The organism is Rhizobium sp. S152, from assembly GCF_030380735.1.
GTDB lineage: Bacteria > Pseudomonadota > Alphaproteobacteria > Rhizobiales > Rhizobiaceae > Rhizobium.
Genome location: NZ_JAUDRZ010000026.1, coordinates 548322 through 569217, shown reverse-complemented (window position 1 = coordinate 569217; position 20896 = coordinate 548322). Strand labels below are relative to the sequence as shown.

The window sequence follows — 20896 nt, the reverse complement described above, 5'->3', positions numbered from 1 at the left end:
TGGTCAACCTCAGCCGAGACGATTGAACGCCTGCGAAAGTTGGCAGACGATCTTGAATCCATAGCCGACGGGTCGACCACAGACCGGCCGGCTGCGCTGATAACCTCTTGGGATTTCGCAACAAGGCAAGCTCCCTGCCTGGTAGGGAATACGTTTGGCCATCCGAAGATCGACGACGGGCGGCGCGCTATCACCAGTGAGCTTTTTTACATCGATCCCGGCCGTCGTTTAGCACGGACGCTGTCACGTTGGTACAGATTGGGTTCCCGTGAACCGCTGGTAGCCATCCCCGGGATTTCGTCAGTCCGAGACAACTAGACCGTCCGACACACTAAATGGAGACTTCGATGCCGATCAAGAAATCCGGCAAACGGCTTCGCGTGCCTTGGCGAGGGGTGGTTGACGATAATGGGCTGCCTTTGACGCTGCCTGTGTACATGGCCTACTGCATTGTGGCCGACGCGCTCCGCCCCTGGAACCGGATCGGCACGAAGTCCATCGTGACGTTAGTTACAAGCGACGACTTCTATTTTCCTGTTTTTGCCGAAGCCGCCCGTTTCTTCGCCTCGCAGGTATGGCAGGCTCAACGATTTCAGGGAAATGTCGTGCAATGGAGCGAAAAGAATAGTTTTCGTCACGAAGCGGAGGCGCTGCGGGATGAGAGAGCTATTTTATTCGCGCCGCCGTCATACGAAATTCAAGACGACGACCGGTTGCTGTCGGACGCCGTGGTCCATCTCGGTCCTCGTACGACCAGACATGCGGAGGCCGCGTTACGGCGGGCAGGACTTCCCATCAATCCGGAAAACTTGGAATTGCTACTCAGCGAGCCATGGTCTCGACTGAGCAGGGCATTCCAGGATCGCCGCCAAGCACTTCAAGCCCTCGAGCGATTGCGAAGTCTTCCGAAACCCGTTGCTGTAAGTGCGCTTGAGCCGGACAAACCGCCGACGCCGACGCCGACAGGACCCGGTCTTTCGGACATGCATGGTTATGGCAACCTCATCGAATGGGGATACGACCTCGCGAACGATATCTCAGACTTCAAAGCGGGCATCATTCCATGGAGCGATGTCGACAACGGCATCTTGATTTCGGGTCCGCCTGGCGTCGGCAAGACAATGTTTGCCAGTGCACTGGCCAACACCTGCAAGGTCCCGCTGATTTACGGGTCGGCTTCTCGGTGGCAGGAGGCCGGTGCGCTTGACGAGCACCTGAAGGCAATGCGAGCGTCCTTTACCGAGGCCAGGGAGAAGGCTCCGGCGATCCTGTTCATCGACGAAATCGATGTCTTTGGTGCGCGCGGTGAGCGGGATCGGAACAGCGCCTATATGCGTTCAGTCATCACGGCGCTGCTTCAGTTGCTCGACGGGTTCGAACGCCGCGAGGGTTTGGTCGTCGTGGGAGCCTGCAACTACCCCGACCTTCTGGATTCGGCGATTAAAAGGTCGGGGAGACTGGATCGACACATTGCTGTCGCTTTGCCGGATGCATCCGCACGGAGGTCCATTCTAAGACTTCATTCTGGCGTGACCATGTGCTCCGCCGACTTCGAGTTGTTCGATCTGGCGACTCAAGGTTTCACGGGTGCGGATATCGAACGCCTTGTGCGCGATGCCAGACGGTCAGCACGACGGCGATCGGAGGTGCTGAACGTGGATCATATCCTCCGTCAGCTGCCACCGGTTATCAAACTGCCTGATGCCTATGTGCACGCCTTGGCTGTCCACGAGGCCGGACACGCGCTCGTAAGTCATGATGTCGGCTACGCTGCCGTTGCCGACATCACAATCTCGCGCTGGCGCGTGGAAGGCAAATATCGCGCGCTCGGCTGCGTCGAATACGATGTTGACGCTGGTCGTCCTCGCACCAAGACCTTCTTTGAAAATGCGATAGCCGTTTGTTTGGGCGGCATCGCTGCGGAAATCGAGGTCTTCGGTTCGTTTTCGCAAGGAGCAGCGGGCGACGATGCAGCCGACCTCAATCGAGCGACAGAGCTCGCGACGGCCATGGAGGGTGCTCTCGGAATGGGACACACGCTTGCGGTCGAGAAGTTCAGTCCGGACGCTTTCGCTACAATGCGATCGTCTAATCCAGAGCTTCGTCGCGAGATACACAGCGTCCTCGCGACAGAGCTTGAACGCGCGAGGTCCATCATTCGCATGCAGCGAGCTGCGCACGATGCATTGGTGACCCGTCTCGTGGAGGTCGAACAGATTTCGGGGGCCGAGGCCACGGAGATCATTCGCAAGAATCGCCGGCCGACCGTCAGTCTCGCCAAGCCAGAACGAAGGACGTCCATGTGATGCCAAAGAAATCAAAGTCGCCCTCAGCCAAGTCCGGCGAATCCGCGTCGGGTTCGCTGGGGAAAGCATTGGATGATATCGGTTTCGAGCCGCTTGGCCGCCGGATAATCGTCGGTAGTTCCCGCAGACAAGCGCGTCGAGATGTTCCGGGGTGGGTGGCTCCCGTCATAGAATTCATTTCCATTGCCTTGCCGCGCAATCAGGCGGGCAATTGGGAGCATCTCCACATAGGTGCCTACGAGATAGCGTGCGAACTGCTGATCAAGTTGGGGTGCGCAATTGACAATGGCACCGGGGCGATACCCGTCGCGGAACCCAAGTTGCCAGAGGTCATCCCGCGCTGGGACGACGTCGCCACCGTAGTGGTCTGGGTAGCCGCTCAATCCGGGTATTTGGGGTTCCGTCATTTCCCTGGCGCACGGAGTCGTCCGAAGTCGGCGGGACTTGCGAGAGCGAACATTCGCGCTGCCCACGGATGTGGTCCCGCTTACCTCGTAGAGGAGGCGTTTCCGGCGTTTCAGAGACTCGGATTGATCCTCGGAGGGTGCTGGACGGCAGTCGCTGAGACAGTTCTCTGGAGAGACGATCCGGAAGAGTGGGGAATGGATTTCATGAACGACCGACGCTTTCTGCGAGCTTGCGAAGTCGCGGTCACCACTGTCCCCCATGATGTTGCCGAGAAGATCAAACAGCACGCGGAAATACGCGAGGAGCAAATCGTCGAGTGGCTGGAGCTAGCCCACAGGCAGCCAGGCATATCCCGGAACAGGGACGATGCACTCAAGTCGCTTCGCTTCTGGAGCGGGCACATACTCGACGGGATTTTTGAAACATACTGGCGGTTGGCAGACGGCTGGCTTTCTGAAGCCGAGGCACAGCGAGGTCTTAAATTGAGCTTCGACACGGTGGCGATAGGCATGCGGATGGCTTTCGCCGAGCGTTATCTACCGCAATACCCTCATTTGTGGAGACCTGAATGAAGCTCTGGATATTCTCCGACCTCCATCTGGAATTCGGCTCCCGATTCAATGTCGATCCTCCATCTGATGCGGACATCGCGATATGCGCAGGCGACGTGCTGACTAACGGCGTAGTCCCCAGCCTGAGATGGTTAGGCGAACGGCTGTCGCATAGGATTCCGGTTGTCTTCGTCGGAGGCAACCACGAGTACTACAACGGGTCCATCTCGGAAGGCATTGCCGCTGCCAGGGCGGTTTCAGACTATCCCAATCTTCACTATCTTGAAAACGGCCAGGTCGAAATAGACGGGATTACATTCGTCGGGGGAACGCTGTGGTCCGACTTTCGCCTCTCCGGATTCAAGCCCGAAGTCGCCATGTTCCATGCTGAGCGTGATATGAATGATTACAGGAAGATCAAGCTATCGAAGACGCCATATGTGAAGTTCCGGCCGATCTACGCGTACAGGAAGCACGTTGAGACTAGGGATTTCATTGCATCCGAGCTTCGAAGGCTGAGGGGGCAAAAAGTCGTCGTTGTCACTCATCACGCGCCGTCAGTCCGTTCGATTGAAGAAAGCTTCAGGTTCGACCCGATTTCAGCATCGTACGCCTCGGATTTGGAGGAATTGATTTTCGAGACAGGGCCGGCATTGTGGGTCCACGGACATGTTCACCATCGCAACGACTACATGCTTGACGCGTGCAGGGTGATATCCAACCCGCGGGGATACCCAGGCCAACAGACTGGCTTTGATCCAGGTCTTACCGTTGAGATTTCTACAGACGTAGGCTCCATGGCCAGCGCTTTGGCCAACAACAGTGAAGCCGACGTAGGCGCTGATATGGTGCGTAAACGCCTTGTTGGCCCGATGGTCTCAGCTGACGAAATGAGGGATCGAGTTGATAAGATGATCGTTCGGAGCAGGAATCACTAACGCCACTCCGGTGCAGCACGACCAACAACAAGGATTCGTGACCAGATTGCCACCACCGGAGATGAGGTTGGTTGTCGCGCGTAGAACGGCGGATCACGTTCTGGAAAGGCCGCGAACCTGCAACGGATTACGACGCTGCGCGGTCCACAATGTCGGGAATACTGCGACGAGGTCAAGGCAGGGATAGAGTGAAGAACCCACCATCCATCATGTTTTCCAGTTGGGCCAGGTTAGTCGCCGAGTTTCTTTCGTACAACATTCCCTACGATGCCGTCTTGGGGTGGCTACATTTGAATCAAAGCGAATTCATCTCTGGATGCGATGCGTTGATCGCCCTGGGGCAGGCGCTCGAGACCGAATGGGGAGCAAGGCCTCGCCGCTTCCCCGAGTTTCCAAATCCCCCGCCGCACTGGGATGACATGTGCGCCGCCGTCATCCAGGTTGCGACGAAGACCAAGCAGCTTCGCTTTCAACCGCTCGACGTTTCATCGTCGGAGTTAGGAGCTGAGGATGATGATCGATTGAGCATGGATGTCATCGCAGCTGCACATGATCTTCGGGCGGCGTTCGCAACGGTAAACCTTTGCCCGGTTTTGGTCGCTCTCGGTCTCATCGAAGGCGGTCATTGGTCGCTTGCCGCCGAGGCCTTGCAAAAGAGGGCAGATGTAAAGGCACTGGAGTAGCAGACAGCGATTAGGACGGAAGCAAGTCGGCTCGCGGACAACCGCGCAGTCAGCCAAGCTCGCAGCCTTATTCCCTCTGTTCGACCGGGATTGTCAGGCTTTCGAAGCCGCAATTTCGGGCGACTTGATAGACCTGCCGGATCGACTCCAATCGCCTAGCAATGGGGCTCGTTCCCGTTGTCACGCGGAAGAGCTGCTCGTTCCTGTCGAATGCTAGAAGCAGCCACACAGGCTCAAACGCTGTCGAATCGGGGGCCAGTAGGAACAGCGGGCTGCCGCCGGTTCGTAGCAAACGCTTGAACTGGTTCATATCGCACGCCGGAAGGGATAGAAGCCATTTCTCGTCGGCCTTATCGCGGAGGATGCCCTTTTGATGGGCGATTATCGTATCTGTTGCAGTCATTACCGACCTAATTGTCGAGCTGTTGAAATGTTCCACGCACATCAAACTACCGCTACTCCTGCGTGTCCTACCCGCGCTATGACTTGCGGGCTTGTGCGCCACAGGAATTTGCATCAACATTTTCTTACTAGGGGCGTAAAACCTAAACCAAGAGGTTCAAAGGGATGGAAGCTTGCGAATTCGGGAGCACTGTCGAGCGACAGGTTGTCGTGGAGTTTGATATTGTGCACGGCACACCCGGTGCGGACCATGCTTCGGCGTCTTCGATGCGACCAACCCGTACGGACGTGAGTGGTTACGAAGCTTCTCATATCGAGAGGCTCAACAAGCTGTACATCATACAGGCAGCGATTGAGGACATGGTCGACAACGATCTGCGGGTCACAACAGAGCACATTGTGCAATCGGACGATGTGCAGGAAATCATGTCCGTCGTGGAGGCTTCGGCACTCTCCGCAACTTTGACGATCACAACACTGGACGGGATGATGATTGGAGAGGTTCACCTCGAAGATGCTGAACATCACTCAGTGTTTGGAAGGTGGGAAACATCGCTGGCCCGGGAGCTAGATCGAGCCTTCGAATTGATCGAGGAGGCTAACGAGTGTGAGGGCTACCTTGGAGACAATCCATTCCTTTGATTACGGCCGTCTTCCGCTTTAATCGAGCTGTTGAAGTTTCACGGACATTGAGCGGGCGAGCTGGTCGTAGTCGTGCGTTCTTTCAGTAGCGCCGATGGGACTGGCCGTGGTTGTTGTGCGAATGCCTCTGCGCGTTATCGAGTTGGTAACCATCTCACTCCATATTAGCACTGTCGCAACTATAAACGCTTCGCGACGTTATGGCAGGCAGTGCATGTTTCTCCGGAACCCGCACACACCCCAGCTAGTGCGGGTTCCACCAACCCTCGACCGGAAACCTGATGTCCGTTCTTGCACGTTTGCTCAGCGGATCGCTCGCGCCACATCGAAAACGCCCGTTGCAGCAAGTCGGCGGCCTATGTTTTCGCATCAACGACGCCGGCGAACCCGACGTCCTCCTGATTACCACTCGTGAAACCAAGAGATGGACAATCCCCAAGGGCTGGCCAATCGCGGGTCTCAGCCAGCACAAGTCGGCAAAGCAGGAAGCGTGGGAAGAAGCGGGCGTTAAAGGGAAGGTCCGGATAAAGCCCTTCGGTAGCTTCATCTACGACAAGGTTCTTCCGAACGGCGATGCTGTCCCCGCCGACGTGCAGGTACACCTTATCAAGGTGAGGGAGACCCGATCGATTTTTCCCGAGCGCGGTCAACGAGAGTTGGCGTGGGTTTCAGCATCGGAGGCGTCTCGTCGCGTTGGTGAACCCGGACTGAAAAAGTTGTTTGCGAAGCTCGCAAGGCGTTACTCCACTGTCTGAAAAGCAGGAGCTTGCTCCCCCTTGCAGTAACTGCAGCCCCGGCTACAGTTGGCAGGATGAATAATTGGGGGGTAGCCGATGGATATTCTAAATGCCCTCGCGTTCCTTGTCTTCCTGATAGTCTGGATCGCTCTCGAACCCCTGATGGCGATCGGGTGGCCAAGGAAAAACGACAGCCTCTCAATCGACATGGTCAGCATCCGCTCTTCCTGGATGAGGGAGGTGCTGACGAGGGATAACAATTTCATCGGCGACGCCGCCATTCTCGGCCACACGATCAATTCGGCCTCGTTTTTTGGCTCGGCCAACCTCATTGTCATCGTGGGCTTGAGCGGCGCATTGTTCGTTGAACCGAACTACGGATCGGGACATGGTCTGATAGCGATGTTCGCCGCCCAAGACCCCGCGTGGTTCTTCCAATGTAAAGTGTTGCTTGTTGTGGCAACCCTGCTGAGAGGGCTCTCGGACTTCATTTGGGCAGTTCGTCAGATCAACTACTGCCTCGCGGCGATCGTTGCGAGCCCATCTCGCCAGGAGGAGCGCGATCTCGTTGCCTGGACTCACGCACTGACACTCGTCCTCAATCCGGCACTCAGATCGTTCAGCGTCGGCGTCCGCTCGTATTACTTCACGGTTGCCGCCGCGTTCTGGTTTCTCGGTCCCTTGCCATTCGTGGCTGCGACGATGGCGTGCGTTTCATTGCTGATCTGGCGACAGTCATGGTCGGACACGGCAAAAGGCGTGGCGGCGATTAGGCAACTGTTAGACGACGAAGGTGCCCCTAAGTGACCATGGAGTCCGCGTATCTCAGGCCTCACGCACAACGCGATGCGAGGCTGCCTCTTCTGTCCGCACCAAACGAATTCGGTCCCGATACCACAGCGGTGAAATGAACTCTCGGGACGTGGCAAGGCGAACACCCTGCGGAACGAGCGCGGCATCATCCGCGCGCTCAAAGCCGACGAACATGAAGGTTGTCCTCGCCTGGCGCTCGACGCCACCAGCCAACCGTTGACGACGTTCCACCTCGACACTGATGACCTCCGGAGCACTTCGCGTCGAAGGTGACAACATGCTGCTGGCGACATGCGCCGAATGGCACCTCTCGCCCGTGTAGGCCGTGATCAACTGGTTGTCCTGGAAGTCCAGGAAAGCGAGGCTCATCAAGCGGGCGTCGACGTCGGTCATCGAATGCGTCGAGAGATCGAAGGCTTGCCCGATTGAATCGGTTTCGTCGGGGCGGCCATAACCATTGAAATGATACCACTGTGTCCCGCGCGCGATGTACTCGGCGCTCCAGTAGATGGTCTCCTCCGGCGCGATGTCGTCGGCAAAATCGGTCAGTTCTTGAACAGTATCAAAAAACGCTTGGCGAAAACTGGCTGGCTCCATCGGCGCGATCCTCGTTGGCACGATCAGGAACTCACGCGCATCGCGAGAGTTCCGTGTTCTCGGACAAGTTTCGATTGCCGGGCACCGTACCGTGCTTTTCGCCTAATCTCTTGTATCAAATCTCCACGTTCGCGTGCCCCAGGGTAGTGATTGCAAGCTGAAGGTCGAGGAACGAGACGCCATCGCGCGAGTTATCATCCGTTCACAGGAGGAGTTCTCACGATGGATGACAACGAGCAACAGCGACGCGAGCGGGCTTACAAAATCTGGGAAGACGAGGGGCGGCCGGAAGGCGCTCACGAAGATCACTGGCGGCGCGCGGAAGGGCAGCGTGAACTGACAGAGCAGGCGTCGGACGACGTCACCAAGGTCAACCAGGAATTAGACGACAAATTCGCGAAGGACGATAAGCCTACCGAAACCGCGACAGATATCAGGCCGCCGTCGACGGTCAACCCGGATTGAAAGGAGCATCACATGAGCGCGAACCTCAAGAAGGGCGACAAGGTCACTTGGGAAACGAGCCAGGGCAAGACCGAAGGCAAGGTCGTCAAAAAGCAGACTTCGGCCACAAAAATCAAGGGCCACAAAGTCAAGGCTTCGAAAGACGATCCCCAGATCATCGTCGAGAGCTCGAAGTCGGGAAAGCGCGCGGCGCATAGGCCCGAAGCTCTCGATAAGGCCTGAATAGAGATCGAGGCAGCACGGTTGGTCGGGCTTGTCGTCGACCACTGCGTAGCGCGTCAGCTGTGCGCGACCACACGGGCTACACGGAAGGGCAAGATGGTTCGGTCGGCCAAAGCCCTGGGGAACAAGGCAAGCACCTGAAGGTTACCTGTGTGTCAAACAGGAGAAAGCACATGGGTATCAATAAGCCGACGGACGGTGCCTCGGGCACCACCGACCAGTCCCCGAGATGGGAAGGCCCCCAGGAGAACATCCCGCCCGGCTACATGCCTGCGAAGGACGATCCCGACAGGACAAAGGACGCCAATGGCGAAACCAACAGCGATCCTGAGGTTAAGAATGTCTCCGATGGCTTGAAGCAAAGGGGCGATTGAGATGCCTGACGTCGAAAAAGATGCCAAAGGTCAGTTTGCCAAGTCGGTAGCTGACAGAAAGTCGAGTGGTGTACACAGCGCCAAGCCGACCGTGATAACCGGGTCGGAGGATGCGACCGAACACAAGACGCCGCCGGGGAAGAAGCCCATCAAAGATTGGGACATCAACTACGATCCGGCGGACGAGAACGAAGGACAAATGCGATAAGGTTCATTGAGTGGAACCACGCGACCACGAAAGCACTGGATTGTCTCGACCGCTCAGCGGTACCAGGCAGCGCCTGACTCGATGACGATTGGGAGATCGCAGTGCCAGGGAGCCGGCGTTGCCGAGACGGTGAAGTACACTAGCTTGTCACACTCTCGGTTTGGAAAAGGATACCCATGCGGGGTTCGCGCAAAAATCTCTTCGTTGCATTGTCGCTGATAGTCGTCGGCGTCGCTGCGTTTTTCCTTTTCCTATATCTTACCGGACACGACCCCGACGAAACTCCTCTGACCTTGGTCGAGTGGGTGATCGGCGGAATCCTGATCGGGCCAGGCTTCGGATATCTCATCAAATGGCGAGGCGCGAGGAACAGCTAGCTGTTGTAGTTAGCGTAGCAACCCATCGACGTCGAACTCCTCCCAGCCTCTTAGCTGAGAAGCCGCGTCGTCTGCCTTCGTCGGCTTGACTTTTTTCTTCTTGGCGGCCTTTGCGGACTTCGCCAACTTTGCCTCGTAGGCCGTCCTGCGACGCTTTTCCGCCTTTGCTTCAGCGTCTTCCACGCGCCACTCGTCAACAATTCCCCGGTCGAGCAAGTCCTCAACGACCTTAGGATCGAAGACGTGGAAGGTGATTTGCCGAGCGCGCCCGTTTAACCTGACGGTCCGGGTTCCCGCACTAGGAAGACGGCCGTCCGCAAGCCAGCGGTGCCTCTCGGTCGGCTTGATCGTCAGGATGTCCTGAATTTCGCGCGGTATGACAGGCAGGTTCTCGGCTTCTGCGACAGTATTCGATATAATGGCCACTGCAGCATTGAATGCGGATTTACTGCTGGTCGGCATCGACAGTGTCAGTTCGACGCCTTCCAACGATATAGACTTCTTTGAAGCCGCGGGAAGACGGGCCTGTATTTCTTGCAGGATACCCTTCGCGCGCACTGCAGACCCAAGTGTCGCTGACGTAAGCAGCGTCCACCCTCTTATGAGTTCAACGTCGTTCTTCTCTTTTTTGGGCATGTCGAATAGATGGTGCAGGTCCGGCTGCTCGTCAATGCGGTGTTTCCCTACGTGATGGCCCGGGCTGCCGCGTATCCGCAGGCGCTTGCAACGCTGGTGAGGACGGTTCCCCAGATCATATCGACAATGCTCAGACTAACGGGCCATCCCTTCAGCGTCGAAAGATTCGTCATGTCGTAGGTTCCGTATGCCGCAAGCCCAAGGACAGCGCCGTATCCGACCGCGACCCACACCGAACCTGCACCGAGACCCGGACGCACCGCAAGTACCACGATCGAAATCGCAAAGACCACGTAGAAGGCCGCGGCAACCGCGAGGCTGGGGGAGGGCAGCATAAGCTCGCCAAGTTGCTGACGATAGAAATTCTTTGCCAGCAAGCCCAGCCACACCGCATCGATGAGCAGAAAAGAAGCGAGTGTCGCGATGTACGCAATGCCGAATGCCTTCATGTGACGTCTCCTGTGCGCTCTGAGCGGAGCAGGAACCACGATGGGACTAGGTTGTTCCCGAGATCGTTCGCATTGGCCTGAATAGATTGAGCTTTCGATCAGGGTTCACCCCGGCGATCCTTCCTAGCGAAAACTTGGCAAACCCGCTCAACGGCGCGAGCTGATGGCCGCATCGGAGACGCTGGTTGTACGGAAAGCCCTGGTCGACAATGAGCATAGTGGTCAGCAGTCGCCGAGCTATGCGGGTGCCATCATCCTCTCTTCAGCGGATCGTGACCCCAGTTCATGAGCGAGTACCGCCAAGGGGAGTGCTCTTTGTCCTCTTTCGGGCCGCCCTGTTTCAAGTGACGGTGAACGTATCCCACGACCTTGCGCATGTGCTCGTAGTCCTCGTCAGAAAGATTGGCCTTCTTCTTGCCTTTGATGGCGACGATCCGGCGACCCGAATGGTGACCGATGGTCTCGCTCCCGTCGTCCTCTTTCCACCCGTTTTCCCGGCTTTCGTCGGTCCCCAGCCACTTTTCAAGAGCCGAAGGCGTCATGTTGACGGCGTCTTCGAAGTCTTTCCATATCTTGTCCCGGTCGAGTTCTTTTGCCATGCGAAGTCTCCTTGCGTTTGCAAGAAAACAGAAGAGGTCCGAAAGGGTTCCGGCGGCTATTTGCATATGCCGATTGGACACCGCGCAGCTCGAACTCCGCTCGGCGCGAGGTCGTGAACGCGTAGCGCGGAACTGCAGGCGGCGCAGGGGCGCAATCTCGACATGTTTCGATTTGGAGCGCACCTCGCGATGCTCATTTCGGCCGTGCACCAAATCTCGACACATTGTCGGACGTGGGCCTCGAGATTTAAGTAGTGGTTGAAAAGCTTTATTAGTCTCCGCTTGTTACAATCGGGCATTGAGGAGATTACGATATGCTTCGACGATTGAGTATCGCTTTGGGCCTGACGCTCATCTTTGCCGTATGCCAAGGCCAAGCGGAAACGCTACGCATAGCGACCGAAGGCGCTTACCCGCCGTTCAACTTCATCGACAAGGGCGAGCTCAAGGGATTTGACGTCGACATTGCCAAGGCGATTTGCGCCAAGATGTCTGTGGACTGCACTTTCCAGGCCGTCCCGTGGAACGACATCATCGCAGGATTGGAAGCCAACAAATACGATTTGATCGTAGCCAGTATGGCCTATTCGAAAGAGCGCGCCGCCCGGATCGATTTCTCCGAACCCTATTACCGCTCCCACTCCGTCTTGGTGGGCGATGAGAAGTTCCAGGACAGCTCACCGGAAGCTCTGGCAGGTGCGCGAATCGCCGTGGAGAGCGGGACGATCCAAGCCGAATACCTCAAGAAGGCTTATTCCAAGAGCACGATCCTGCTTGGCGAAGACCAGCCAGCCGCCCGGAAGCTCCTGATCGAAAAGAAGGCCGATCTCCTCATCGGTGACGCCATCGAGCTCTTGACGTTCATGGAGACGCCGGAAGGGTCTGCGTATAGCTACGTCGGAGACCCGATCTCGAGCGACTTCCTACAAAGTTCTGCGCACATCACCGCCCACAAGGGAAACCAGGCGCTACTCGCCCGCGTCAACGCTGCTCTCAAGGACATCAAACTCAACGGAACATACGACCGGATCAATGACGCCTACTTCCCCTTCAGCATTTACTAAGGCTGCCAATGTTGAGGTCGTGGTCACGGTGGCAGTCGTCGCGTCAAATCTCGCTTAGCTCAGCGGGTAGGGTGCTTTTCCTCATCGCGCTCGTGTACACCTGTGCCGCCGCAGTATTTACAGGCGTTCTGCTGACGAAAATCGAACGGGAAGCGAAGTTCACACGCGAAACGCAGCTGCCCCTGATCCTTTCGCAGACCCGCAATGCCGTCAAAGCCGAGCGCCTGGCGTCTCTTGTCAGGGCGATCTATCTGGCACGAGACCGACGCCTCGAACGGCAAATTCTGCTTCAGATACAGGCTCTAGCGCAGGGCTTTCCCTTCGATGCAGGCGAACGCGTCGTTTCGGGTTCGAAAAGCGTGGCGAACCTTGCGAAAGAGATCGCCGCGGCTCGGCAGCAGGCTCGTGACAGCGCTGGGCAGAACACCACCGCCTTTACTTTTGAGGAACGTGCGACCGCTGCGTACAGCGAAGCGATCAAAATTATCGACGAGATGGGGAAGGAGCTGAGCGGAGACGCGGCGCTCGCGGCCGACAAACTTGCACAGGAGATCGAGGCAGGAGCCGCAAGTACCAGGTACACGGTTTTGTTGACGCTGGTGATGCCCGGATTTTTCTGCGTCGTCTTGCTCCTACTCGCTCGACGGCATCTTGCGAAGCCGATCCTTTCGGCTATCGGAAACCTGAAGAAGATCAGCGAAAACAGCCAAACCATCCCCGTTCAAACGCGTCCGGTTCTTTCGGAGCTTGCGATGATCGGGGACGCGGTTCTTTCCTATGGGGAAACGGCGAGTGAACTGCGGCGAAAGAATGTGGTGTTACAGGCGCTCGCCGAAGAAGACCCGCTGACCGGACTAGCGAACCGTCGAACATTCGAGACCTTTCTCCATGCCGCGCTTGCCAACACCGCCAGGATCGGTGGCACTGCGGTATTGCTAATCGACCTCGATCACTTCAAATCCATCAATGACCGCTACGGACACCAAGTCGGCGACCAATGCCTCCAGAGCTTGGCTCTGCTTCTTCTCTCGCTGGATCGCCTCCCGAATTCCCTCGCAGCGCGCTACGGCGGGGAAGAGTTCGTGATTGTCTACAACGCGGATAACGAGGCCCAAGCTTTACTGGACGCGGCTTTTGTCTGCCGACGGATTGAAGCCATGCGTATCCCACTCGAAGGCGACCACTCAATGACGATGACAGCTAGTATCGGTGTCTCGTTCACCTCGCGTAGTGATGGCTCCGAAATGAACGATCTGATATCGCGCGCCGACAAGGCGCTCTACCTTGCCAAGAGCGGTGGCAGGAACCGAGCCGTCGCCGATCACTCTGTTCAAGCCCAAGGGCACGTTTCGAGACGTGAAGGGAAGTCTGCGGGGTAGAGCTGGCTCAATGCAAGGCCCGCTTGAGCGCTTCTTCATAGACTTTGGTTAACCGTGTTCTCTCCGCAGCCGTAAATAGCAGAGTGCGTTTGAATTTAACTTCAAGCCTCGGGTCACCCGACTTCTCGCGTCTGTGCGAAGCGATCGGTGTCACCCTGATCCGCTCGCCAAGCCCAACGTGATAATGAGACAGCATCAGCCCAGCTTTGAGAAGCAAGGCGCGCATCTCCGGCCGCTCCTCCGCGACGATCACTCGCTTGAATGCTTCGATCAACACAGGTTTGGGGAGAGGCAGCTCGATCTCGTCGACGAGATCATTTCCAACGTTGGTGTCTCGGACAAAGCGAACGAATTCGCTGACCGCCTCGTTCGCAGCGTGTAGGGCCCAAGTTTCGTTGCTGGCTGGGGACAGATTATGACCGAACGGCTGCTGCTGAAACATGGATAGCTCTCCTGGTTTTCAGCACAACGACAAACTCCATGATTGGTTCAACTCATACGCCACTTGCATGAGTGTTATTGGTCGGAACGTTCTATTAGGCTTCCTCCGACACTCCTATCTTCTGGTCATCGCACTTGTCGAAGCAAGTAAGCGCAACACAGGAGTATGAAGATGATCGATCCAGAAGGCCCGCACTACTACGTTGTCTTCCAGAGCCCAGGCCCGAAGTGGGTGGCTGGCACGCCTTATAACGAGCAGCCCGGTTTCATGGACCATGCCAACTACGTCAGTTCGCTGCACGACAAGGGCATTGTTGTGCTCAGCGGTCCGTTCATGAAGGAAGAGGGCGGTCTCAACGGCAAGCTCGAAGACGGTGGTTTCACCATCCTCAAGGTCGGCAGCCTCGAAGAAGCAACCAAGGTCGGCACCGACGATCCGACCGTTCAGTCGGGCCTGCTGAACGCCGAAATCAAGACGCTCTGGGTTCCGTTCCACTAATCGGATCGGCCAGCATTCCAACCGCGGATATGGCTCTTTGGGATTTCGCGGTCGGAATGGGAGCTCGGGTCCCGGTAATCTGGGGACCCGAGTTTCAGACGCCGGAGGCGGGGGTCTCCCCCGGCTTGACGGATGACTTACCTCGTTGCGCGCTGATCGCGCCGACGAAAAACTCGACGAATGCCCGAGCCGATGGCTTTGGTGCCTGGCCGCTGGGAAACAACGCGTGGGCGGTGATTTCGCCGATGTCCCAATCCGAAAACAGGCGTACGAGTTGCCCCTGGAGGATTTCGCGCTCCATGCTTGGAAGGCTTGCAGCCACGACACCGAGCCCCGCGACGCCCGCTGCGACGGCTGCTTCAGCTCCTGTCACCACGACGTTTCCATTAATTTCGACCGGGATGTCGACGCCGTCTTTGCTGAATGTGATGCCTGTGCCCGCAGCAGGACCGCCAACGACGAAACGATGTTGCGACAGATCGCTCGGCGTTGAAGGAAGACCATTCCGCTCGATGTAGCCCGGCGAGGCAGCTGCCACGAGAGGCCACCTGCCGACGCTTCGCGCTATGGCGCTGCTGTCCTGGAGTTTTCCGAACCGCAGAACTACGTCGACGTTTTCCGAAATAAGGTCCTGCCGGCGGTCGTCGACGACGAGCTCCACCCTTAGCTTGGGATGCTGATCAACGAAGCCCGAAAGGATCGGAACAACGACGCGGGACGCCAAGGTCGAGGGGAGGCCAATACGTAGTTTACCGCGAAGCTCGCCGGTCTCCCGGACCGCGTGATCGGCCTCGTCGAGTGCCTCAAGTATCGGCTTGATGCGAGCCAGGTATTCGGCCCCGGCTTCGGTCAGCGTTGTGGCACGCGTGGTGCGTACAAACAGTGTGTTGCCAAGCTGCTCCTCGAGCAACGCAATCGTTCTGGAGGCCGTCGGCTGTGTCAGATTGTGTTCGCGAGCGGCCTGCGAAAAACTTCCCGTCGCGGCAACACGAACGAACAGGCGAAGTGCGGAAAGTTGATCGCTCATATAGGCCTCGGCAAGGTTTCGTGATCGTCCTAACACGATCGCGCGGGTCTTCAAATGGGCGAATGATTGCCGCTTGGAAAAGGCGGCGACCGCTTAGTTCGCTAGGATTTCCTCCCGCGACCCGCGAAAATGTGAAGTTGAACCTCCGGGCCGTATTGGAAGCTTGAAACTGGACAAGCATCTAAAACGTATTTCAGCAATACGTGAAACGCATAGGTTGCCGCCTTGTACAGACAGGCGTCACAGAGCTATATACGGGCCATCGGGCGTCAATCGCGCCCTGTGATCCCCACCACCGCAGACCGTCTCCACCACAATGCGTTGCATGCGGCCGCGCGATGGCCAATGGAAGGGAAGATGATGACAGCAAGAACGCTGAACGAAATGACCCGTCACGAGCGATCGAACATGATTTCGTGGGTGGCGCAGACCCTTGATGACTTGGCCGAGGATGCCGAGGATCAAGGCGACAGAGTGTCAGCGGAGAACGCCAACTATCTCGCTCGCACGCTGCGTGGGTGCGGAATTCACGCTGCCGATCTCAAGGCGACCGAGCTTCTCTTGGAGCAGGGCATCAGTTACGTGGTGGCCCTGTCTGACAGATACGGGCAGTACGCAGTTACAACGCACCCGAGCGACGACGACGATGAGGTCCTGGGCACCGAGGTTCGGGTATTGCACTAGCCACCCGGTGATACGGCGTCTTTGCGTTCCGTTTGTACAAGATGCCAAGGTTCAAGCCCCTTAGTGAAGAGACGCAAGCGATCTTCCAGGGGCTTTGCCAATGCATACGATCATCGAAAACAACATCGATGCTCCAATGCGTGTCGTCACAACGGACGATGCGACAGATATCATCCGTTTTGCGATCAATTGCGTTAACGGTGGGCAAGGTGCGGCTTTGGCTACACTCGTGGAGGTTCGAGGAGGTGCGGCCCGCTCGTTGGGCGCGCAGATGGCCATTCGTGGCGACGGGGGGTATTGCGGATATATCTCCGGAGGTTGCGTCGAGGCCGCAATCGCTGCCGAGGCCCGGGACGCGATCATCAGATCGTGCGATCGATTTCTAATGCTCGGCAGCGGGTCAGAGTTCTTCGACGTGCAGCTCCCGTGTGGCGGAGGCCTAACGGTGGCGATCCACGTGCTCAGAAGTAGTTTCAGCTTGGATGCCGTCGTGGCCCATCTGGCAAATCGCCGCCCGGTCGCATTGCGCTATGAACCGAAACTCCAGAAATTGGAGTTGTCTCCGTCGCTTGGCGTCACGGGCTGGGTTCAAGACGCATTTCTGGTGGATTATCGACCTCGGGTGAGAGTCGTTGTCAGCGGCGGCGCTCTCGAGGTGGAATCCCTGTCCAAGGTCGCCAATTCTGTGAACTACGACGTGCTGGTTCACGACTATAGGGGTGGAGGGGGGCCGACGGACGGGTGCTTCGATTCCGACACCGCCGTGGCGTCGCTCTATCATGACCTCGACCTGGAAATGCCCTTTCTCCGAGCCGCGCTCGCATCGGAGGCGTTCTATGTAGGGGCGCTTGGAAGCTCTAGGACGCATGATCGCCGCGTCCTAAGACTTCGTGAACACGGTGTTCCCGAGGCGGACATCAATCGAATTCGCGCGCCGATCGGGCTGTTCCCACATGCTCGGAACGCCCGCTTTCTGGCGATTTCCTGTTTGGCCGACATGGCGACCACGCAGGTCCGGGTTTAAGCGCCACCGTAGGCCGGCCGAGACGTGCGAAGAGCCTCCCGCGATCTCTGCTCAGGGCACTCAGCGTATAGGTGTTATACGCCGACGGAGATAAGTGATCCGGAATCCCGTCCCCAAATATGGAGTGAACGTACAATCCGCCGAGCTAGGCGGGACCTACGGTTTTGACTTCACATTTAACCGGCCAAAACATCAGGCGAGAGCCGTGGTAGGCCCGACGGAAGGATTCCACGATGCGAGCGATCCAGATTTCCCAGTTCGGCACGCCGGCAGAGGTGCTGAAGATTGTCGAAACGCCTGAGCCGCCTGCGCCTGCGGGCAATCAGGTGCTTGTGCAAATGGAATATGCACCGATCAACGTGAATGATCTCCTCCTTATCAAAGGTACGTTTCACTACAATCCCTCTCTGCCGACACCCGTAGGCAACGAAGGTGTGGGGAAGGTCATCGATATTGGTCCCGAAGTCACCGCCCTGAAGAAAGGCGATCGGGTCATGCTTCCGGTCTACGCCATGACGTGGCGGGAGCGCATGCTGGTTCCGGCGGATGATCTCATCAAGCAACCACCTGAGGCCGACGTTCAGCAGCTTGCGATGTTGCGCATCAATCCGCCCGCTGCGGCCCTCATGCTGAGCGAGTTCGTCGATCTTCAGCCAGGCGACTGGATCGTACAAAATGCGGCCAACTCAGGTGTCGGGCGCGCGGTGATCGCGTTCGCGAAGGCACGCGGGTATAGGATCATAAGTCTGGTCCGGAGAGCCGACGTTATCGATGAAATCAAGAGCCTTGGAAGCGAGATAGTGCTTCTGGACGACGACAACGCGCCCGCAGCGGTCAAAAACGCGATCGGCGACAAGAAGCTGCTTCTGGGCATGGACGGTGTCGGCGGCACTGCCCCATCAAGGATTGCGGAAATGCTGTCCGCGGGCGGATATCTTTTGGGTTATGCCTTTCCGCAAGGCTACGCTTTGCCCGGTGACCTGCGACCCATCATGGAGAAGGAGTTGCATCTCCACAGCTTCTATCAAGTCCAGCCGGAATACGAGGCGAAAATCCCAGCGATCCTCGCCGAGGCTAGCGAGATGATTGCGGCTGGAAAGCTCTATGCGCCCGTCGCGGCGACTTACCCGATTTCGGAAATCGTCGCCGCCGTTGCTCATGCGGAAGCGGGCGGCAAGGTCCTCCTCAAGCTCGACACGAAGAGTGCATCGTAACTCGACGAACCTGTGAAACGGATCGATCGATTGCGTCTCCGTCGCGCCATCTGAACCAAACGACATCGCTGCTGGCCCTTCCAATTTTCTTGGGCTCAGCCGCGGTGGTCCAAACCTCCCAGGAAACCCATGTCCCACCTATCAGTCGTTATCGATTCGCCAGACGTCGCAGAGCCTCCAGTAGATGCCAGGACGCAGCGTCTCCTCCAAGCGCCCATTTTGCCATTGCTGGTGAAGCTGGCATGGCCAAACATTCTGATCATGCTTGCCCAGGCATCCACAGGCCTCATCGAGACCTGGTGGCTGTCTCGGCTTGGGATGGACGCCCTTGCTGGAATGGCTCTGGTTTTCCCGCCCGTCATGCTGATGACCATGATCTCCGCCGGCGCTCTGGGCGGAGGCATATCTTCGGCTGTTGCCCGTTCGTTGGGCGGCGGTAAGCGCGACGTGGCGAACTCGCTCGTCCTGCATGCCATCGTCATCAATGTGGTAATCGGGGTCTTCTTCTCTGTACTCTTCGTATCGTTTGGCGTCCCGATCTATCGCGCGCTTGGCGGGCAGGGCGGAGAACTTGCCGCAGCACTCGAGTACTCGAACGTTGTCTTTGCCACGAGCGTGTTCATCTGGGTTATGAACGGACTTGCGAGCCTGATACGCGGCACGGGCAACATGTGGTTCCCGGCGGCGATCATCTGCGTTGGCGCTTTCCTGCTCGTGCCGCTCTCGCCGATCCTGATTTTCGGTTTCGGTCCGATCCCGGCGCTCGGCATCGCAGGAGGCGGTCTGGCCTACTCGCTCTACAACATCGGTGGCACGATCGCGATGCTCTGGTACATCCTGTCGGGGCGCAGCACCGTCAAGTTCACTTGGGTTCCCATGAAATGGGAGCTGTTCGCCACCATCTTCAGGGTAGGGGCGATCTCCGCCATCATGGCAGTCCTGACCAACGTGATTATCGGTGGCGTGACAGCAATTGTGGCCGCCAGGGAAGGTGCCGCGGGCGTCGCTGGCTTCGGGACCGGGGCGCGTCTCGAGTATCTCCTGATCCCGTTGATCTTTGGCATCGGCGCTCCACTGGTCGCTCTGGTCGGCGCGAACATCGGGGCAGGTCAAAATGACCGTGCGCTCAAGATCGGCCTCACCGGCGGTGCCCTAGCGTTCGTTCTTACCGAAATCATCGGTGTCGTAGCCGCGATTTTCCCGGTCGAGTGGATTCAGCTTTTCAGCGCCGACCCTGAGACCATCGCTGTCGGCTCCGCATACCTGCGGACAGTCGGCCCGGCCTACGGTTTCTTTGGCCTTGGTCTCGCTCTGTACTTCGCTTCGCAGGGAGCGGGTAAGCTCCGCTGGCCACTGATCGCGGCGTTCGTTCGAGTTACGATCGCGCTGGGTGCCGGATACCTGGCCGTCCAGTTTACGGGCAATATAACGACGATCTTCTTCGCCCTTGCCGCCTCTCAAATTGCCTATGGCGTCGTAACGCTCGTGGCGATCCGCTCGGGTGCGTGGTTCAGGTAAATAGGAAATGCCCGGCGTCCTACCCCTCTCCTGGTGTCGGGCAATGCGTCGCAACGAGGCGGTCCCCAAGCCGCCTCGGTGCGAGCGATCAACGGCTGATGGGATTGTTCCGGTTTCTGGCAACAGCAATCAGAAACTGCTCGCTAAAAGCGTCCGCCCGGATCACCCACATCATCGCCCGAACGGCATTCATAAGGCGACCAATGTCACAAAATTCCGCAATAGTAGACGATGACCTATGGGCCGAGCCAGCAGATGGCCGTGTCGTGATCTTCGCCGGAGGTCGGGTCATCGCCGACAGCGGTCGTGCGTTCCTGATCCGCGTTCGAACAGAGGAAGCGGTTTGGATCATTCCCCAAGACGACGTTAATACTCGTTGGTTACGGCCTAGCGCCGGATCATCGAACATCCAGCCCGAGCGTCAATACTACGACGTCATGGTCAACGGAGCTCGGGTTCGTCGCGTTGGATGGACATGCAGTGGGGATGGCGCGAATCCGGCGTTTTCCTCGCACATCGCCTTCAGCGACAAGGCGGTTGACCGTGTTGCCCTCCTTCCAAAAACAATTCGGGCGAGCGGTTGAACGCCGCCGCCACGGGCTATAGGTTGCCCACGCATTCATGCCAAACCACGAGGAC

At 57.7% G+C, this 20896-nt stretch carries 26 protein-coding genes; 19 read left to right on the top strand and 7 right to left on the bottom strand.

What is annotated here, in order from left to right; all coding sequences use genetic code 11:
• Positions 1 to 347 precede the first annotated feature (347 nt).
• The 4 genes from QTL95_RS21945 (at position 348) to QTL95_RS21930 (ending at position 4886) form a co-directional block, all read left to right on the top strand.
• Positions 348 to 2306, top strand: coding sequence for an AAA family ATPase (locus QTL95_RS21945; protein WP_289722026.1), 1959 nt, complete (start codon positions 348 to 350; stop codon positions 2304 to 2306).
• Complete coding sequence (locus QTL95_RS21940; protein ID WP_289722025.1) at positions 2306 to 3286, top strand: hypothetical protein; 981 nt, start codon at positions 2306 to 2308, stop codon at positions 3284 to 3286. The genes QTL95_RS21945 and QTL95_RS21940 overlap by 1 nt, the downstream gene beginning before the upstream one ends.
• A complete protein-coding gene (locus tag QTL95_RS21935) occupies positions 3283 to 4203 on the top strand; it encodes a metallophosphoesterase (RefSeq protein ID WP_289722024.1) in 921 nt (306 codons plus the stop codon). The genes QTL95_RS21940 and QTL95_RS21935 overlap by 4 nt, the downstream gene beginning before the upstream one ends.
• Positions 4204 to 4391: 188 nt before the next feature.
• A complete protein-coding gene (locus QTL95_RS21930) occupies positions 4392 to 4886 on the top strand; it encodes a hypothetical protein (RefSeq protein WP_289722023.1) in 495 nt (164 codons plus the stop codon).
• A gap of 67 nt (positions 4887 to 4953) precedes the next feature.
• Here QTL95_RS21930 and QTL95_RS21925 read toward each other — a convergent pair whose 3' ends face one another.
• Positions 4954 to 5196, bottom strand: a complete 243-nt coding sequence (locus QTL95_RS21925; protein ID WP_289722022.1) for a hypothetical protein — start codon at positions 5194 to 5196, stop codon at positions 4954 to 4956.
• Between the two features lie 257 nt (positions 5197 to 5453).
• On the opposite strand from QTL95_RS21925, the gene QTL95_RS21920 reads away from it, so the two are divergent.
• The 3 genes from QTL95_RS21920 (at position 5454) to QTL95_RS21910 (ending at position 7474) form a co-directional block, all read left to right on the top strand.
• Positions 5454 to 5930 carry a hypothetical protein gene (locus QTL95_RS21920; RefSeq protein ID WP_289722021.1) on the top strand — a complete coding sequence of 159 codons (477 nt, stop codon included), beginning with the start codon at positions 5454 to 5456 and terminating at the stop codon, positions 5928 to 5930.
• A gap of 281 nt (positions 5931 to 6211) precedes the next feature.
• A complete protein-coding gene (locus QTL95_RS21915) occupies positions 6212 to 6685 on the top strand; it encodes an NUDIX hydrolase (RefSeq protein ID WP_289722020.1) in 474 nt (157 codons plus the stop codon).
• 78 nt (positions 6686 to 6763) lie between these two features.
• Complete coding sequence (locus QTL95_RS21910; RefSeq protein WP_289722019.1) at positions 6764 to 7474, top strand: DUF599 domain-containing protein; 711 nt, start codon at positions 6764 to 6766, stop codon at positions 7472 to 7474.
• Between the two features lie 18 nt (positions 7475 to 7492).
• On the opposite strand, the gene QTL95_RS21905 is transcribed toward QTL95_RS21910, so the two are convergent.
• Positions 7493 to 8077: a hypothetical protein gene (locus QTL95_RS21905; protein WP_289722018.1), complete on the bottom strand. Its 585-nt coding sequence runs from the start codon at positions 8075 to 8077 to the stop codon at positions 7493 to 7495.
• Between the two features lie 222 nt (positions 8078 to 8299).
• On the opposite strand from QTL95_RS21905, the gene QTL95_RS21900 reads away from it, so the two are divergent.
• The 4 genes from QTL95_RS21900 to QTL95_RS21885 all read left to right on the top strand — a co-directional run bounded on the left by QTL95_RS21900 (position 8300) and on the right by QTL95_RS21885 (position 9346).
• Positions 8300 to 8542 (top strand): DUF2934 domain-containing protein, encoded by a 243-nt coding sequence (locus QTL95_RS21900; protein ID WP_289722017.1) that lies wholly within the window; start codon positions 8300 to 8302, stop codon positions 8540 to 8542.
• A 12-nt stretch (positions 8543 to 8554) separates the two neighbouring features.
• Entirely contained in the window at positions 8555 to 8764 is a 210-nt protein-coding gene (locus QTL95_RS21895) for a DUF2945 domain-containing protein (RefSeq protein WP_289722016.1), read from the top strand.
• A gap of 173 nt (positions 8765 to 8937) precedes the next feature.
• Positions 8938 to 9138: a hypothetical protein gene (locus QTL95_RS21890; RefSeq protein ID WP_289722015.1), complete on the top strand. Its 201-nt coding sequence runs from the start codon at positions 8938 to 8940 to the stop codon at positions 9136 to 9138.
• A gap of 1 nt (position 9139) precedes the next feature.
• A complete protein-coding gene (locus QTL95_RS21885) occupies positions 9140 to 9346 on the top strand; it encodes a hypothetical protein (RefSeq protein WP_289722014.1) in 207 nt (68 codons plus the stop codon).
• A 386-nt stretch (positions 9347 to 9732) separates the two neighbouring features.
• Here the strand turns inward: QTL95_RS21885 and QTL95_RS21880 are convergent, their stop codons facing one another.
• From QTL95_RS21880 to QTL95_RS21870, 3 genes are all read right to left on the bottom strand, one after another.
• On the bottom strand, positions 9733 to 10359 hold the full coding sequence (locus QTL95_RS21880) for a hypothetical protein (protein WP_289722013.1): 627 nt from the start codon (positions 10357 to 10359) through the stop codon (positions 9733 to 9735).
• A gap of 47 nt (positions 10360 to 10406) precedes the next feature.
• On the bottom strand, positions 10407 to 10808 hold the full coding sequence (locus tag QTL95_RS21875) for a DUF2177 family protein (RefSeq protein WP_289722012.1): 402 nt from the start codon (positions 10806 to 10808) through the stop codon (positions 10407 to 10409).
• A 251-nt stretch (positions 10809 to 11059) separates the two neighbouring features.
• Complete coding sequence (locus QTL95_RS21870; RefSeq protein ID WP_289722011.1) at positions 11060 to 11407, bottom strand: DUF3140 domain-containing protein; 348 nt, start codon at positions 11405 to 11407, stop codon at positions 11060 to 11062.
• Between the two features lie 314 nt (positions 11408 to 11721).
• Between QTL95_RS21870 and QTL95_RS21865 the strand changes: the two genes are divergently transcribed.
• Complete coding sequence (locus QTL95_RS21865) at positions 11722 to 12471, top strand: transporter substrate-binding domain-containing protein (protein WP_289722010.1); 750 nt, start codon at positions 11722 to 11724, stop codon at positions 12469 to 12471.
• Positions 12472 to 12542: 71 nt separating this feature from the next.
• On the top strand, positions 12543 to 13850 hold the full coding sequence (locus QTL95_RS21860) for a GGDEF domain-containing protein (RefSeq protein WP_289722009.1): 1308 nt from the start codon (positions 12543 to 12545) through the stop codon (positions 13848 to 13850).
• A 7-nt stretch (positions 13851 to 13857) separates the two neighbouring features.
• Here QTL95_RS21860 and QTL95_RS21855 read toward each other — a convergent pair whose 3' ends face one another.
• A complete protein-coding gene (locus QTL95_RS21855) occupies positions 13858 to 14292 on the bottom strand; it encodes a hypothetical protein (RefSeq protein ID WP_289722008.1) in 435 nt (144 codons plus the stop codon).
• Positions 14293 to 14463: 171 nt separating this feature from the next.
• On the opposite strand from QTL95_RS21855, the gene QTL95_RS21850 reads away from it, so the two are divergent.
• The gene (locus QTL95_RS21850; protein ID WP_289722007.1) at positions 14464 to 14790 is read left to right on the top strand and encodes a YciI family protein; all 327 of its coding nucleotides are present in this window, start codon (positions 14464 to 14466) and stop codon (positions 14788 to 14790) included.
• 94 nt (positions 14791 to 14884) lie between these two features.
• On the opposite strand, the gene QTL95_RS21845 is transcribed toward QTL95_RS21850, so the two are convergent.
• Positions 14885 to 15817, bottom strand: a complete 933-nt coding sequence (locus tag QTL95_RS21845; protein ID WP_289722006.1) for a LysR family transcriptional regulator — start codon at positions 15815 to 15817, stop codon at positions 14885 to 14887.
• 357 nt (positions 15818 to 16174) lie between these two features.
• Between QTL95_RS21845 and QTL95_RS21840 the strand changes: the two genes are divergently transcribed.
• The 5 genes from QTL95_RS21840 (at position 16175) to QTL95_RS28975 (ending at position 20841) form a co-directional block, all read left to right on the top strand.
• Positions 16175 to 16501: a hypothetical protein gene (locus QTL95_RS21840; RefSeq protein ID WP_289722005.1), complete on the top strand. Its 327-nt coding sequence runs from the start codon at positions 16175 to 16177 to the stop codon at positions 16499 to 16501.
• A gap of 100 nt (positions 16502 to 16601) precedes the next feature.
• Positions 16602 to 17525, top strand: a complete 924-nt coding sequence (locus tag QTL95_RS21835) for an XdhC family protein (protein WP_289722004.1) — start codon at positions 16602 to 16604, stop codon at positions 17523 to 17525.
• Positions 17526 to 17758: 233 nt separating this feature from the next.
• Positions 17759 to 18739, top strand: a complete 981-nt coding sequence (locus QTL95_RS21830) for a zinc-dependent alcohol dehydrogenase family protein (protein WP_289722003.1) — start codon at positions 17759 to 17761, stop codon at positions 18737 to 18739.
• Between the two features lie 129 nt (positions 18740 to 18868).
• The gene (locus tag QTL95_RS21825) at positions 18869 to 20257 is read left to right on the top strand and encodes an MATE family efflux transporter (RefSeq protein WP_289722002.1); all 1389 of its coding nucleotides are present in this window, start codon (positions 18869 to 18871) and stop codon (positions 20255 to 20257) included.
• A gap of 98 nt (positions 20258 to 20355) precedes the next feature.
• Positions 20356 to 20841 (top strand): DUF427 domain-containing protein, encoded by a 486-nt coding sequence (locus tag QTL95_RS28975; RefSeq protein WP_442981330.1) that lies wholly within the window; start codon positions 20356 to 20358, stop codon positions 20839 to 20841.
• Positions 20842 to 20896: the final 55 nt, after the last annotated feature.

Bases quoted from the DNA above. Each gene is read 5' to 3' on its own strand.
- QTL95_RS21870 (WP_289722011.1), bottom strand. From the start codon at position 11,407: ATGGCAAAAGAACTCGACCGGGACAAGATATGGAAAGACTTCGAAGAC.
- QTL95_RS21910 (WP_289722019.1), top strand. From the start codon at position 6,764: ATGGATATTCTAAATGCCCTCGCGTTCCTTGTCTTCCTGATAGTCTGG.
- QTL95_RS21830 (WP_289722003.1), top strand. From the start codon at position 17,759: ATGCGAGCGATCCAGATTTCCCAGTTCGGCACGCCGGCAGAGGTGCTG.
- QTL95_RS21845 (WP_289722006.1), bottom strand. From the start codon at position 15,817: ATGAGCGATCAACTTTCCGCACTTCGCCTGTTCGTTCGTGTTGCCGCG.
- QTL95_RS21935 (WP_289722024.1), top strand. From the start codon at position 3,283: ATGAAGCTCTGGATATTCTCCGACCTCCATCTGGAATTCGGCTCCCGA.
- QTL95_RS21855 (WP_289722008.1), bottom strand. From the start codon at position 14,292: ATGTTTCAGCAGCAGCCGTTCGGTCATAATCTGTCCCCAGCCAGCAAC.
- QTL95_RS21900 (WP_289722017.1), top strand. From the start codon at position 8,300: ATGGATGACAACGAGCAACAGCGACGCGAGCGGGCTTACAAAATCTGG.
- QTL95_RS21825 (WP_289722002.1), top strand. From the start codon at position 18,869: ATGTCCCACCTATCAGTCGTTATCGATTCGCCAGACGTCGCAGAGCCT.
- QTL95_RS28975 (WP_442981330.1), top strand. From the start codon at position 20,356: ATGGGATTGTTCCGGTTTCTGGCAACAGCAATCAGAAACTGCTCGCTA.
- QTL95_RS21880 (WP_289722013.1), bottom strand. From the start codon at position 10,359: ATGCCCAAAAAAGAGAAGAACGACGTTGAACTCATAAGAGGGTGGACG.
- QTL95_RS21940 (WP_289722025.1), top strand. From the start codon at position 2,306: ATGCCAAAGAAATCAAAGTCGCCCTCAGCCAAGTCCGGCGAATCCGCG.
- QTL95_RS21875 (WP_289722012.1), bottom strand. From the start codon at position 10,808: ATGAAGGCATTCGGCATTGCGTACATCGCGACACTCGCTTCTTTTCTG.
- QTL95_RS21840 (WP_289722005.1), top strand. From the start codon at position 16,175: ATGATGACAGCAAGAACGCTGAACGAAATGACCCGTCACGAGCGATCG.
- QTL95_RS21890 (WP_289722015.1), top strand. From the start codon at position 8,938: ATGGGTATCAATAAGCCGACGGACGGTGCCTCGGGCACCACCGACCAG.
- QTL95_RS21905 (WP_289722018.1), bottom strand. From the start codon at position 8,077: ATGGAGCCAGCCAGTTTTCGCCAAGCGTTTTTTGATACTGTTCAAGAA.
- QTL95_RS21915 (WP_289722020.1), top strand. From the start codon at position 6,212: ATGTCCGTTCTTGCACGTTTGCTCAGCGGATCGCTCGCGCCACATCGA.
- QTL95_RS21865 (WP_289722010.1), top strand. From the start codon at position 11,722: ATGCTTCGACGATTGAGTATCGCTTTGGGCCTGACGCTCATCTTTGCC.
- QTL95_RS21835 (WP_289722004.1), top strand. From the start codon at position 16,602: ATGCATACGATCATCGAAAACAACATCGATGCTCCAATGCGTGTCGTC.
- QTL95_RS21920 (WP_289722021.1), top strand. From the start codon at position 5,454: ATGGAAGCTTGCGAATTCGGGAGCACTGTCGAGCGACAGGTTGTCGTG.
- QTL95_RS21895 (WP_289722016.1), top strand. From the start codon at position 8,555: ATGAGCGCGAACCTCAAGAAGGGCGACAAGGTCACTTGGGAAACGAGC.
- QTL95_RS21850 (WP_289722007.1), top strand. From the start codon at position 14,464: ATGATCGATCCAGAAGGCCCGCACTACTACGTTGTCTTCCAGAGCCCA.
- QTL95_RS21885 (WP_289722014.1), top strand. From the start codon at position 9,140: ATGCCTGACGTCGAAAAAGATGCCAAAGGTCAGTTTGCCAAGTCGGTA.
- QTL95_RS21925 (WP_289722022.1), bottom strand. From the start codon at position 5,196: ATGAACCAGTTCAAGCGTTTGCTACGAACCGGCGGCAGCCCGCTGTTC.
- QTL95_RS21945 (WP_289722026.1), top strand. From the start codon at position 348: ATGCCGATCAAGAAATCCGGCAAACGGCTTCGCGTGCCTTGGCGAGGG.